This is a genomic window from Variovorax sp. GW822-FHT04E09 (assembly GCF_058800845.1).
Genome location: NZ_JBXAMR010000007.1, coordinates 16,687 through 30,044 on the forward strand (window position 1 = coordinate 16,687; position 13,358 = coordinate 30,044).

At 66.1% G+C, this 13,358-nt stretch carries 13 protein-coding genes; 8 read left to right on the forward strand and 5 right to left on the reverse strand.

Annotated elements, in window-relative coordinates; translation table 11 throughout:
- Positions 1-23: 23 nt before the first annotated feature.
- The 4 genes from AC1RL8_RS24715 to AC1RL8_RS24730 are packed head-to-tail and all read right to left on the reverse strand — an operon-like array spanning position 24 to position 3,582.
- A complete protein-coding gene (locus AC1RL8_RS24715; RefSeq protein ID WP_492686571.1) occupies positions 24-1,001 on the reverse strand; it encodes a Bug family tripartite tricarboxylate transporter substrate binding protein in 978 nt (325 codons plus the stop codon).
- A complete protein-coding gene (gene pcaF / locus AC1RL8_RS24720; RefSeq protein ID WP_492686570.1) occupies positions 1,001-2,206 on the reverse strand; it encodes a 3-oxoadipyl-CoA thiolase in 1,206 nt (401 codons plus the stop codon). Before pcaF ends, AC1RL8_RS24715 begins: the two co-directional genes overlap by 1 nt.
- Before the next feature lie 30 nt (positions 2,207-2,236).
- A complete protein-coding gene (locus AC1RL8_RS24725; protein WP_062482449.1) occupies positions 2,237-2,884 on the reverse strand; it encodes a 3-oxoacid CoA-transferase subunit B in 648 nt (215 codons plus the stop codon).
- Positions 2,881-3,582, reverse strand: coding sequence for a 3-oxoacid CoA-transferase subunit A (locus AC1RL8_RS24730; protein WP_492686569.1), 702 nt, complete (start codon positions 3,580-3,582; stop codon positions 2,881-2,883). The genes AC1RL8_RS24725 and AC1RL8_RS24730 overlap by 4 nt, the downstream gene beginning before the upstream one ends.
- Positions 3,583-3,719: 137 nt before the next feature.
- Here AC1RL8_RS24730 and AC1RL8_RS24735 point away from each other — a divergent pair, with 137 nt between their 5' ends.
- Positions 3,720-4,517 (forward strand): IclR family transcriptional regulator domain-containing protein, encoded by a 798-nt coding sequence (locus AC1RL8_RS24735; RefSeq protein ID WP_492686568.1) that lies wholly within the window; start codon positions 3,720-3,722, stop codon positions 4,515-4,517.
- 27 nt (positions 4,518-4,544) lie between these two features.
- On the opposite strand, the gene AC1RL8_RS24740 is transcribed toward AC1RL8_RS24735, so the two are convergent.
- Positions 4,545-5,549: a Bug family tripartite tricarboxylate transporter substrate binding protein gene (locus AC1RL8_RS24740; RefSeq protein WP_095746745.1), complete on the reverse strand. Its 1,005-nt coding sequence runs from the start codon at positions 5,547-5,549 to the stop codon at positions 4,545-4,547.
- A gap of 205 nt (positions 5,550-5,754) precedes the next feature.
- Between AC1RL8_RS24740 and AC1RL8_RS24745 the strand changes: the two genes are divergently transcribed.
- From AC1RL8_RS24745 to AC1RL8_RS24775, 7 genes are all read left to right on the forward strand, one after another.
- Positions 5,755-6,927 (forward strand): YybH family protein, encoded by a 1,173-nt coding sequence (locus tag AC1RL8_RS24745; protein ID WP_491513621.1) that lies wholly within the window; start codon positions 5,755-5,757, stop codon positions 6,925-6,927.
- Positions 6,927-8,402, forward strand: a complete 1,476-nt coding sequence (locus AC1RL8_RS24750; protein WP_492686567.1) for a L,D-transpeptidase family protein — start codon at positions 6,927-6,929, stop codon at positions 8,400-8,402. Before AC1RL8_RS24745 ends, AC1RL8_RS24750 begins: the two co-directional genes overlap by 1 nt.
- A gap of 373 nt (positions 8,403-8,775) precedes the next feature.
- Entirely contained in the window at positions 8,776-9,000 is a 225-nt protein-coding gene (locus tag AC1RL8_RS24755; protein ID WP_308789340.1) for a Flp family type IVb pilin, read from the forward strand.
- A gap of 10 nt (positions 9,001-9,010) precedes the next feature.
- Positions 9,011-9,508, forward strand: coding sequence for an A24 family peptidase (locus tag AC1RL8_RS24760; RefSeq protein ID WP_159279288.1), 498 nt, complete (start codon positions 9,011-9,013; stop codon positions 9,506-9,508).
- Positions 9,509-9,587: 79 nt separating this feature from the next.
- Complete coding sequence (cpaB, locus tag AC1RL8_RS24765) at positions 9,588-10,601, forward strand: Flp pilus assembly protein CpaB (RefSeq protein WP_159279289.1); 1,014 nt, start codon at positions 9,588-9,590, stop codon at positions 10,599-10,601.
- A 139-nt stretch (positions 10,602-10,740) separates the two neighbouring features.
- Complete coding sequence (locus AC1RL8_RS24770) at positions 10,741-12,030, forward strand: type II and III secretion system protein family protein (protein WP_235926960.1); 1,290 nt, start codon at positions 10,741-10,743, stop codon at positions 12,028-12,030.
- A gap of 37 nt (positions 12,031-12,067) precedes the next feature.
- Positions 12,068-13,354, forward strand: coding sequence for a CpaE/TadZ family protein (locus tag AC1RL8_RS24775; protein ID WP_492686566.1), 1,287 nt, complete (start codon positions 12,068-12,070; stop codon positions 13,352-13,354).
- Positions 13,355-13,358 lie beyond the last annotated feature (4 nt).

Consider the following 13,358-nt stretch of genomic DNA (forward strand, 5'->3'; position numbering starts at 1 on the left):
GGTGGGAAGCGATGCGTCGCCGCTCAGTCGACCGACGCGCCCGAGGCCTTGACGATGCCGGCCCACAGCGCGCTTTCCTTCGCGATGAGCGCGGCGTACTCGGCCGGCCCGCCGAGCAGCGGCACGGCGCCTTCCACGTCCAGGCGCGACTGGAACTCGGCGCCGCCCGCCACCTGCAGCATCTGCGCCGACAGCGTCTTCACGAACGCATCGGGCGTGCCGCGCGGCGCGAGGATGCCGTAGGTGAGCGTGCTCTCGAAGCCCGCGAGTTCGCGCAGGCCCGACTCGGCCACGGTGGGCACGTCGGGCAGCGACGGCAGGCGTTTGGCGCCCGTGACGGCAATGGCGCGCAGCCGCCCGCCCTTGACCAGCGCGAGCGCGGGCGGGATGACGCTGAACATCATCTGCACCTGGCCGCCCGCGAGGTCGGTGAGCGCGGGGTTGGTGCCCTTGTAGGGAATGTGATTGATCTTCGTGCCGGTGCGCTGCGCGAAGAGCTCGCCCGTGAGGTGGCCACCCGTGCCGCTGCCGCTCGAGGCGTAGTCGAGCAGGCCCGGGCGCACCTTGGCCTCCTTGACGAGGTCGGCCACGCTGCGCACCTTCGAAGCGGCAGGCACCACGAGCACGAGCGCGGACGACGCGAACATGGCCACGGGTAGCAGGTCCTTGCGCGCGTCGAACTTCAGGCCCTTGTACAGCGCCGGGTTGATCGACACGGTGCCCGTGTGGCCCAGCAGCAGCGTGCTGCCGTCGGGCGTGCTGCGCACCACCTGCTCGGTGCCGAGGTTGCCGCCCGCGCCGGGCTTGTTGTCGACGATGACGCCCGACTTGCGCACCTCGCCCAGGCCCTTGGCCATCTGGCGTGCGAACACGTCGTTGCCGCCGCCGGCCGCGAAGGGCACGACGATGCGGATCGGCTTGGCATCGCTCTGCTGCGCGTGCGCCGGCAGGCCTGCTGCTGCCAGCAGACCCAGCAGCAGCTCGCGTCGGGCGAGCGCCATCAGACGCGTTCCAGGATCACGGCAATGCCCTGCCCCACGCCGATGCACATCGTGCACAGCGCGTAGCGGCCGCCGCCCTTGTGCAGCTGGTTCACCGCGGTGGTGGCCAGGCGTGCGCCGCTGGCGCCGAGCGGGTGGCCCAGGGCGATGGCGCCGCCGTTGATGTTCACGCGCGCGTCGTCGTCCTTCAGGCCCAAGAGGCGCAGCACGGCGAGGCCTTGCGCCGCGAAGGCTTCGTTGAGTTCGATGACGTCGATCTGGTCGAGCGTGAGGCCGGTGAGCGCCAGCACCTTCTGCGTGGCGGGCGCCGGGCCGATGCCCATGATGCGCGGCGCGACGCCGGCCGTGGCCATGCCGACCACGCGGGCGCGCGGCGTGAGGCCGTGCTTGGCGGCGCTGGCTTCGTCGGCCAGCAGCAGCGCGCAGGCGCCGTCGTTCACGCCGCTGGCATTGCCGGCGGTGACGGTGCCGTCGGGACGCACGATGGGCTTGAGCTTGGCCAGCGCCTCCAGCGTGGTGTCACGCGGATGCTCGTCCTTGTTGACGATGAGGGCGTCGCCCTTCTTCTGCGACACGCTCACGGGCACGATCTCGGCGTCGAAGAAGCCGGACTTCTGCGACGCGACGGCGCGCAGCTGCGAGTTGAGCGCCATCAGGTCTTGCGCCTCGCGCTCGATCTTGTAGTCGGTGGCCACGTTCTCGGCCGTCTCGGGCATCGAGTCGACGCCGTACTGCGCCTTCATGAGCTTGTTGACGAAGCGCCAGCCGATGGTGGTGTCGTACACCGCGTTGTTGCGGCTGAAGGCGCTCTCGGCCTTGGGCATGACGAAGGGGGCGCGGCTCATGCTCTCGACGCCGCCGGCGATCATCAGGCCGGCTTCACCGGCGCGAATGGCGCGCGCAGCGGTGCCCAGTGCATCGAGGCCCGAACCGCACAGGCGGTTGATGGTGCCGCCGCCCACTTCGATCGGCAGGCCCGCGAGCAGCGCCGACATGCGTGCGACGTTGCGGTTGTCTTCGCCGGCCTGGTTGGCGCAGCCGTAGAGCACGTCGCTCACGGCCTGCCAGTCGACGTTCTTGTTGCGCTCGATGAGGGCGCGCAGCGGCACGGCGCCGAGGTCGTCGGTGCGCACGCTGCTGAGCGAACCGCCGTAGCGGCCGAAGGGGGTGCGGACGGCGTCGCAGATGAAGGCTTGGGTGGTCATGTGAGTTGTCTCTTGAATGGGTGGAACGGATCAGGCGGCGATCGGAAGGCCGACCAGCGTCTCGAGTTCTTCGCGGCTCAGGCCCTCGACGGTGTCGACGAGCTTCAGGCCCTGCGGCGTGCATTCGAGCGTGGCGAGGTCGGAGTACACGCGCTTGACGCAGCCGATGCCGGTCAGCGGATAGGTGCACTGCTGCACCAGCTTGCTCGCGCCCTGCTTGGTGAGCAGATCCATCATGACCCACGTCTGCTTGGCGCCGATGGCCAGGTCCATTGCGCCGCCGACCGCGGGAATGGCGTCTTTCTCGCCCGTGTGCCAGTTGGCGAGGTCGCCGGTGGCCGACACCTGGAACGCGCCGAGCACGCAGATGTCGAGGTGGCCGCCGCGCATCATCGCGAAGCTGTCCGAGTGGTGAAAGAACGAGCCGCCCGGCAGCAGCGTGACGGGCTGCTTGCCGGCGTTGATGAGGTCGTAGTCTTCTTCGCCGGCCTCGGGTGCGGGGCCCATGCCGAGGATGCCGTTCTCGCTTTGCAGGATGACCTCGCGGCCCTGCGGCAGGTGGTTGGCCACCAGCGTGGGTTGGCCGATGCCGAGGTTGACGACGGCGCCGTCGAAGATGTCTTGTGCCACTCGCGCGGCGAGCTGGTCCTTGGTGCGACGTGTGTATGCCATGGTCATGCTGCCTTCTTGAAGCCGCCGGCCTGCGTGGCGACACGTTCGATGCGCACCACCTGGTGCACGAAGATGCCCGGGGTCACGATGGTCTCGGGGTCGAGGGTGCCGAGCTCGGCGATGTCGTGCACGGTGGCGATGGTCTTCTTCGCGGCCATGGCCATCACCGGGCCGAAGTTGCGCGCGGCCTTGCGGTAGACCAGGTTGCCCCATCGGTCGCCGCGCTCGGCCTTGATGAGCGCCACGTCGCCGTGGATGGGGTACTCGAGCACGTACTGCACGCCGTCGATCTCGCGCGTTTCGCGGTTGCCGGCCAGTTGCGTGCCGTAGCCCGTGGGGCAGTAGAAGGCGCCGATGCCGGCACCCGCCGCGCGGATGCGCTCGGCCAGGTTGCCCTGGGGCACGAGCTCGAGTTCGATCTTGCCGCTGCGGTACAGGCCGTCGAACACCTGGCTGTCGGCCTGGCGCGGAAAGCTGCAGATGATCTTGCGCACGCGGCCGGCCTTGAGCAGCGCCGCGAGGCCGGTCTCTCCATTGCCTGCGTTGTTGTTGACGACCGTGAGGTCCTTGGCGCCCTGCTCGACGAGGCCGTCGATGAGTTCGCCTGGAATGCCGGCGGTGCCGAAACCGCCGATGAGCACCGTGGCGCCGTCTTGGATGCCTGCCAGGGCATCGGCGACCGAGCGCGCGATCTTGTTGATCATGAAGCTTGTCTCCGGGAGTGAAGAAAGAAACCGAACGGTCCGAACACCCTGCCGAATTCACGAATCCTCGCGAATCGCAATTTGTTCGCCTAAAGAACTTTTGTTCGTATAATGAATTTTAGAGAGGATCGCTCGCCATGGCAACCCACCCCGTTTCCGTCAGTTCCGCCACCGACACGCCCGCCCCCGGCGACAGCTACGTGCAGTCTTTTGCGCGCGGCCTGCAGGTGATCCGCTCGTTCAGCGCGAGCGCACCGCACCAGACCCTGAGCGAGGTGGCGGCCGGCAGCGGCCTCACGCGTGCGGGGGCGCGGCGCATTCTTCTCACGCTGCAGACGCTGGGTTATGTGGTGACCGACGGCAAGCTCTTCACGCTCACGCCGCGCATCCTCGACCTGGGCTTTGCCTACCTGTCGTCGATGCCGATCTGGAACCGCGCCGAGCCCGTGATGGAGGCGCTGGTGCAGCAGGTGCAGGAGTCGTGCTCGGCCGCCGTGCTCGACGCGACCGACATCGTCTATGTGCTGCGCGTGCCGACGCAGAAGATCATGCGCATCAGCCTGGGCGTGGGCTCGCGGCTGCCGGCCTACTGCACGTCGCTGGGCCGCCTGCTGTTGGCCGACCTGAGCGACGACGAGGTGCGCGCGCGGCTGCAGGCCTCGAACCTCGAGGCACTGACCAAGCACACCGTGACCGACATCGACGCACTCATGGCCAAGGTGGCTCAGGCGCGCAAGCAGCAGTGGTGCCTGGTGAACCAGGAACTGGAAGAAGGCCTGATCTCCGTGGCCGCGCCCATCGTGAACCGGCAGGGCCGGATGGTGGCCGCGCTGAACATCAGCGGGCAGGCGAACCGCACGAGCGCGAAGGTGATGCAGGAGACGATGCTGCCGGCGCTGATCGATGCGGCACGGCAGGTGTCGGCGCTGCTGTAGCCGCAGCGCGATCGCGCTGGCACTGGCTCAGGCCTCTGAGCGAATGCCTTTCATGAGGATCACGCCGCCCAGGCGCGTGGTGTCGGCGCGCATGCGCTTGGCCAGCGTGTCGGGCGAACCGGGCTGCGCCTGCCAGCCGGTCTTGAGCAGCTCGCCGCTCACCTCGGGCGAACTGATCACCTCGACCAACGCGGCGTTCAGCCGGGCCACGGCGGCCGGCTTCATGCTGACGGGGGCTGCAAGCGCGGTCCAGATCTCGAGGTCGGCGCCGCGCACGTCGGCGTCGCGGATCGTCGGCAGCTCGTTGACCAGCGGGCTGCGCTCGGGCGAGGTCACGCCGATGGCCTTGAGCTTGCCCGACTTCACGTGCGGCATCGCCAGGCCCGGCGGCAGCAGCGCCAGCTGGATCTCGCCGGCGAGGATGCCGGCGATCACCTGCGGGTTGCCCGTGTAGGGCTTGTGCTGCGCGGTGATGGCCGCGCGGCTCTTGAGCAGTTCCATGCCCAGGTGGCCCACGGTGCCCACGCCCGGCGTGCCGTACTTGCCGGCGCTGCCCAGGTTGCGCACCCACAGCAGCAGGTCGGCCGCAGACTTGCCCGTGGCGCTGCCCGACACCACCAGCACCAGCGGCGCGGTGCCGATCAGGCCGACGGGGGCGAAGTCTTTCTCGGGGTCGAAGTCGAGCGAGGGGTTCAGCAGCTTGGCGATCGTGAGGTTGCCGTTGATCAGCGCGCCGATCGTGTGGTCGTCCGTGGCCTTGGCCACTTCGGCGGCCACGAGATTGCCGCTGGCGCCGGGCTTGTTCTCCACCGTCACCGGCTGGCGCAGGAGCTTCGAGAGCGGCTCCGCGATGGCGCGCGCCGCCAGGTCGGGCGAGGCACCCGCCGGAAAGCCCACGAGGATGCGCACGGGCTTGGTTGGCCAGGCGGCGTCGCCGCCTGCTGCGCGCTGGGCCCACGAGGCCGGCGTGAACAGCGAGGTGGCAATGGCTGCAGCGCCGCCTTCGAGCAGGCGGCGTTTGGTGATCTTCAAAACGGACTCCGGAGGGTTGGAAAAATCAGGGTAAACACGTGCATTTTGCTTACGAGACGTTACATGATGATGCTGCAGCGCACAAGTTCGGCACAACTGTGAATAGGGCCATCGCAGGGCTCCGTCAGCTTGGTATCCAGAGGTGACGGGCGCATTTACAATGCCTGCCGCATTCCCCTTCCCCACCAACGAGGTCTTGTCCGCAATGCCCAAGAGCCCCCGGCCTCGCGCCCGCTTCAGCTTCTCCCCCACCGTGCGCGCCCTGTTCCTGGCCGTTGCGGCCTGCGGCGCCGCGCTTCCCGCGCTGGCCGCGACCGAGCACGAAGAGGTCGACCGGCTGATGCAGTCCGGCAAGCTCGACGAGGCCATGACCAAGGCCGAGGCCTTCCTCAAGGACAAGCCGCGCGATCCGCAGATGCGCTTCCTGAAGGGCGTGATCCAGCTCGACACCGGCAAGCGCGCCGAGGCCATCGCCGCCTTCACCCAGCTCACGCAGGACGCGCCCGAGCTGCCCGAACCGTTCAACAACCTCGCCGTCATCTACGCGAGCCAGAACCAGTTCGACAAGGCCCGCAACGCCCTCGAAAGCGCCATTCGCACCAACCCCAGCTACGCCACCGCCCAGGAAAACCTCGGCGACGTGTATGCGCGGCTGGCCAGCCAGGCCTACAGCAAGGCGCTGCAGCTCGACCAGAACAACACCGCAGTACAGCCCAAGCTGGCCGTGATCCGCACGCTCTTCACCGCCCCGCCGGCGGCCGGCTCCAAGGGCTCGACCCTCGTGGCCTCGGCCACGACGACGCCCGCACCGGCACCGGCTGCAAAGCCCGCCCCGGCGCCTGCGCCCGCACCGGTTGCCAAGGCACCTGCTCCGGCCCCCGTGCCCGCACCTGCGCCCGTCGCCAAGGCACCGCCTGCGCCCGCGCCGGCACCCGCCGCCGCACCTGTCGCCCCGCCCGTCAAGGTGGCCGCAGCGCCCGCGCCGGTTGCCAAGACGCCTGAACCGGCACCGGCACCAGCGCCTGCTGCAGCCCCGGCTTCCAACGCTGAGATCGAATCCGTCGTGCGCGGCTGGGCCTCGGCCTGGGCCAGCCAGGACATGGACCGCTACCTCGCCGCCTACGGCAGCGACTTCGTGCCCGCCGGCGGCCAGAGCCGCAAGGCCTGGGAAGAAGACCGCCGCGCGCGCATCGTCGGCAAGTCCAGCATCAGCGTGAACCTCGAGAACCTCGCGATCAAGGTCGACGGACAGACCGCCACCGCCAAGTTCCGCCAGATCTACCGCGCCGACAACCTCAACATCGCGAGCCGTAAGACGCTCGAGCTGCAACGCTCCGGCAACCAGTGGCACATTCGCAAGGAAAGCGTCGGCGGCTAGTGGCAGACATCGTCCGGCGCGGCCGGCTTCAGACCCTCCCGTTCCCGCTGCGGAGCGGGAAGCTGCTCGCGGCCTTGACGGCCGCTTCTGCGCTCCTGCTGGCCACGCCCGGCGCCGCGCTCGCAGCCAACAACAGCAACAGTTCCAGCAGCAAGTCGGCCACCGCCAAGACCAGCGGCACCAAGGCCGCCAAGGCGGGCGGCAGCCGTGCGTCCGCCAAAGAAGCCAGGGGCAGCAAGGCCAGCAGCGGCGCCAGCAAGACGCAGCTGCAAGCCAAGGGCAAGCGGTCCGCCGTCGCAGCAGACAACGCGGGCGCCACGCGCCCGGCCCGCAAGACCGCCAGAACCGCCGCGCCGCTGCAGGAAGCCAGCGGCGCCGAGGCCCGCCTGATCGGCGTCTACGAACTGTTCGGTCGCGGCAAGACCCGCGAGGCGCTGGCCAAGGCCCAGACCCTCGTGCGCGACCACCCGAACTTCCAGCTCGCGCAGCTCGTGTACGGCGACCTGCTCGCAGCGCAGGTGCCGCCGTCGAACGCCATGCCCGACACCGCCGGCATCGCGCGCCTGCGCGGCAACCCGGCCATGGTCGAGCTGCACGAGGAATCGCGCCGCCGCCTGCAGGCCCTGCGCGAACGCCCGCCCGCCGGCACCGTGCCCTCGCAGTTCCTCACCCTCTCGACCCGCAGCCGCTTCGCCATTGCCGTCGACGCCTCGCGCTCGCGGCTGTACCTGTTCGAGAACTCCGACAAGGGCCTGAAGCTCGTCGCCGACTACTACATCTCGGTCGGCAAGTCGGGCACCGACAAGGCCGTCGAAGGCGACGCGCGCACCCCGCTGGGCGTGTACTACATCACCAGCAGCCTCGACCCGCGCTCGCTGAAAGACTTCTACGGCGCCGGCGCCCTGCCCATCAACTACCCCAACCCGTACGACGTGCGGCGCGGCAAGACCGGCAGCGGCATCTGGCTGCATGGCACCCCGCCCCAGCAGTTCGCACGGGCGCCGCTGGCCAGCGACGGCTGCGTCGTCATGGCCAACCCCGACCTCAAGCAGCTGCTGCGCAAGGTCCAGATCGGCGCCACGCCGGTCGTCACCGCGCGCAGCCTGCAATGGATTTCCCAGCCGCAGGCCGAAAAAGAAACAAAGAAATTCGCCGATTCAATTGCCGCCTGGAAAGACGCGCGCGCCAGCGGCAATGAAGCGCAATTGAAAAAATTCTATTTGCCGGATTTCCAGCGTGCCAGCCGCAAGCCCATCGATGCCGATGCGGTACTCCGCGACGAATTGACCTACGCACAAGGTAAACGAGTGCAAATCAAGGACACGTCGTACCTGCACTGGCGCGACACCGAGGACACCATGGTCGCCACCTTCGGCGAGGTGTTCGAGGGCGAGAAGAACGGCCGCACCCGCCGCCAGTACTGGCTGCGCCAGGGCGGCGAGTGGAAGCTCTTCCACGAAGAAATCCTCGGCTGAGCCCACATCACCGAAGGGGTCTCGGCCCCAAAAGTGTGATTTATTGCCCAAACGGAGCCGCCTTGTCGAGTGTTACAAATTGCACTCCTGGGTACCGCGCTACGTAACACGTAACGGGCATGTTCCCGTAACGCTCAACGTCCGGACGTTCCCACGCCCGTAACGTGTTCCCCTCGTCCATGCCAGTGTGCATGCGGTTTACAGAGGGAAACGAACATCTCCAGACTGTGAATAAGTGACCTTTTCTGCCCCGTTGTGGGGGCCGAACGAGGCTGGCCGCCTTCCTGCTTTACCCCTCCGAGTAGCACATCCGGGACTCGATCCGGTGTGTTTCTCCTGTTGATACACGGAGTTACGCTGTATAACATCCACCGTGCCAGCCTTTGTTAACACTTCCTTTCAGGAGATCACCATGCTTAGTTCTATTACTCGTTTTCTGCGCGATGAAGAAGGTGCTACTGCAATTGAATATGGAATTATTGCGGGGCTGATGGCCACGATTCTTATTGCAGTGTTCGGCACTGGCACGGGCACTGGCGTCGGAAAAGTTCTGAACGATATTTTCCAGTCCATCAAAACCCGCGTCGCCATCGTCTGACAAGGACTTGATGCCTCATTTGTGGCTGTTATGGCTGCTGCTGGTCACGGTTTATGACGCCCGACAACGTCGCGTTCCCAACTGGCTCGTGCTGCTGGGTGCTGCGATCGCGTTGGGTGCTCTCGCCATGAACACACAACCATTCGGCATCAAGTGGCCTGATGCATTGATCGGCGCCACACTGGGGTTCGTCTTTCTGCTTTTTTTTTACGTCGCCGGCCTGATGGGCGCGGGGGACGTGAAATTTGCCGGTGCGTTGGGCCTCTGGGTTGGCTGGCAACCGCTGCTGCCAATCTGGGCTGTCGCCAGCCTGCTGGCCGCCGTCCACGGCATTACCTGGCTGCTTCTCCAGCGCTGGGCCCTGTTTCCCAAGCTTGCCACTTTGCTTTCCGGCAAGCCGCGCAATGCAGACGCCTCGGGCCTCTCAAAGCGAGCACGCCCCATCCCTTATGCGGCCTATCTCGCGTTGGCCGCCACCGTTTGGATGATCTGGGGCCGACAGAGTTAACGGTCGTCATGCCGCCTCGCCGCTGTCGGCCCTCCATCAATCCGTCAAGCGCCTGCTCTCACCTCTTTCCCCATTGCCCATGATTCACCTGACAAAAATCATTGCAGCCGTGCTGGTGCTTCTGGCCATCGCCCTCGGGGGCTATGCATGGGTACTGAGCCGTACGCCAGCCAAGCCCCCTCCCGTCGCTGAGGCATTGGCAACTACATCTACCGCGAAAACACCTTCCGCACCGGTCTATGCCGTGGTCATCGCGGTGAAGCCCATCGCTGCAGGGCAGCCCATCACGGCTGAAGCGCTGCGCGTGGAGCAATTGCCTATCAACCCGACCGGCGCATTCAAGGAGATCGCACCGCTCCTCGGTCGCGTACCGGTGTTCGACCTGGGCGAAGGAACACCGCTGCTTGAAGGCCAGCTGGCTTCCGGCCTTGCGATGCGCGTCGAAGAAGGCGAACGCGCGGTTGCCATTAAGGCTGACGAAGTCATGGGCGTCGGCAACAAGGTGCAGCCCGGGGACTTCGTCGATGTGTTCGTGATGCTCAAGTTCGATGGCAAGGACGTTGACAGGAGTCAGGCCCGCTTGCTGCTGTCGCGCAAGCGAGTGTTGGCATTCGGAAACTCTTCTGTCGACGCCCTTCCCTCCAAGACAGCGGACGGCAATGGCAATCCTGCAGCTGCGCAGCAGCAGCGGAACGACGCTGCCCGTACAGCGGTTCTGGCCGTGCCGGTCGAAGACATCAACCGGTTGACGCTGGGCGAATCCACTGGTCGGTTGCTGCTTGCGCTTCGTAATCCGCTCGACACGAACCTGCCCGATCCCTCACTGCTGGCTGTATTACCCGTAGCCCTCCCCCCTCCACCACTCAAGCGCGGCGAGCAACCACGAGGACCACTGGAAGGCCTCGACAGCGCACAGGCGGGCCTTACGGCAGCCGACCTCGTAACTGGCGGCACGGCCGCAGGTCGTCGCCAATCCGAGCCACGTATTTATGCCGCCCCAGCCTCATTGCCACGCCAGGCTGGTAGCGGCGCTCGACCCGGCCTTGAAGTCGAAATGATTCGTGGCGACCGAAGCGAAACACTGCGCTACTGACCGCCCGAGCAACGCCGCCCCAGACATGACCGCCCCTGTCCAAGAAAGAACATCCATGCCGGACCTGCCCTGTGCGACGACGCCATCTGTCACACGACGCCCCGCACCCTTGCGCCCGCTCGTGCTGCGCCATGCTTTGATGGCGCTAGGACTGCTAGCGCCCGCAACTTGGCCCATCGCATCGTCCGCCCCGGGGGTATTGGCTCAAGTGCCGTTCACCGTGACAGCCGGCACCCAACGAGAGCTGCTCATCGATAAAGGCGTCGACCGCATCGCCATCGCCGACGAAACAGTCGCTGGTGTGACCATCACGCGGAAGACCTCAAGTTCGGCCGCGGCGCGCCTCATCGTCACAGGCAAGCTGCCAGGCCGCACCACGCTGATGGTCTGGGAAAAGGGACAGCCTGCAGCCACGACTTACACACTCGATGTGCAGCGACGCATCGCTGCCGTTTCCGGCACAACCAGCAGCGTGCCCGCGTATCAGCAGATGCGCGATGCGGCACTCGCCGTCCAACCGGACAAGACACCCGTCAGTGACCTGGGCACAGTGACTGTGCGCAGCCACACCGTCCAGGTCGCTGTGAAAGTAGTCGAGTTCAACCGCAGCGTGCTCAAACAAGCGGGCCTGAACATCTTCAGCACCAGAACCAACTCCAATGGCTTCAGCTTTGGTGCTTTCGCGCCGGCAACGCTCACCAAATCAAGCTTTGGCCCCGATGGTTCCATCGCCACCGAGGCCAATCAGCCACTGGCGCAGGCCTTCAGTCTGCTGCTCAACTTCCGCAAGGCAGGCATCGGCTTGAACATGGGTTTTCTGGAAGGCAACGGTATGGCTCGTGTCCTTGCGGAACCCACGCTGGTGGCGATGTCGGGACAAAGTGCGAGCTTTCTTTCGGGCGGCGAACTCCCGGTGCCTGTACCACAGGGGCTTGGCTCCACGGCCATCGACTACAAGCCATTCGGCATCGGGCTGACGCTGACACCTACCGTGCTCTCGAACGAGCGCATCGTTCTCAAGGTCGCACCAGAAGCCAGCGACCTCGACTACACCAACTCGTTGAGCATCAATGGTGTGGCAGTACCTGCCATCACCACGCGCCGCGCGGACACCACCGTCGAGTTGGGCGACGGTGAGAGTTTCGTCATCGGTGGCCTGGTGAGCCGCACGACCACGTCGAATGCAGACAAGGTGCCGCTCCTCGGCGACCTGCCGATCCTCGGCACCTTCTTCAAGCAGAACAAGTACCAGATGAGCGAGAAAGAGCTAGTCATCGTCGTCACACCGCATCTCGTCAAGCCGATCGCGCGCGACACCGACCTGACGCCCTATCTTCCCGGCAGCGCCGAGCAGAGGGACGGTGCGGTTTGGCGCTCGATCTTCTTGGGCGGGGCAAGCAACACACAGGTTCCAGGTTTCTCGCGCTGATGCAACCAGTGCGTGAACCTTACGGCTGGCCGGCACCATGAACGCTCCACGCGACAGCATCCCCGAAACAGGCGCAGAGACCTACCTGTTCGCATCAAGCAACAACGGCCACATCACCTGGCTGACCGACGCGCTCGGGCGCCTCGGATCGGTGGTGGTGCTTGCACCCGATGCCCAATCGGTCGACGAGCGCATCACTCTCCTGGGACCTGCGGCGGTGTTCATCGACTTCTCGCCGGACCAGAGCGTCTCAGCAAGCCAGCTGCATCAGCGCCTCAAACGCGACTGGCCTGCCCTGCCTGTGCTGGCCACCGGCGTTTCGGCCGAACCGGCTGCCATGCTCGCGGCGCTGCGTGCAGGTGTCGACGACTTCATCGATATCACCGCACCGCCGACGGAAGCGGTGAGCACGCTGCGCATGCTGCTCGAACGACGCAGCGGCATGCAGAGCAACACGCGTGGCTGCACGCTGACATTGCTTGGCGCTCGCGCAGGGCTCGGCGTCACCACGCTGGCCACGAGCCTCGCATTGGCACTCAACGACCAATCGGCGGCGCAAGCGCTCGCCCGCCCTCCGGGGCGGGCTTCCCGGCAAGGTATTGCGTTGCTCGACTTGGGGTTGCCCGCCCGCGACGGCCTGCTCTATCTCGACACGCAAAGCGGCTTTAGTTTTGTGGACGGCGTGCGCAACCTGCGCAGGCTCGACCAAACCCTGTTACACACCGCTGTCGCCCATCACACGAGCGGTGTCGCGGTCCTTCCGTTGCCTTCCAGCCTCGCGCAAGTCCGCGAAATCTCGCACGCCGACTCGGTGGCCCTCATCAAGCGCTTGTCCGATTTTTACGATTTTCAGATTGCCGACTTAGGCGGCTTCTCGACGATCGATTTTGTGGCACAGACAGTGCGTGAGGCCCAGCACAACTGGGTCGTGTGCGACCAGAGTATCGGTGCCATTGTGTCCACAGCCACCCTGCTCAAGGAACTGCGCACACGCGGCATCGAAACGGAGCGCCTTGCGCTGGTGGTCAACAAGTTCGACAGCCATGTAGGCCTGTCAGCCAAGGACATCGCCGAGCGCCTGGAGCTTTCGCTTCACCACGTACTGCCTGCCCGAAGTGCTCCTCTTCTGTCTGCTGCCAGCCGCGGCGAGATGCTGATTCGCACCACGCGTAACGACCCCTACTCGCAATCCGTGACAGGGCTGGCCCGCAGCCTGTCCCAGAAATACCTGCCCTCCACGGGCCAATCGCCGGCCAAAGATTCCCGCTGGTTTGCGCTGAAGTCGCAAATTTCGGGGCTCTGGAAGAGTTCAAGTGAAGGTTGAGCCC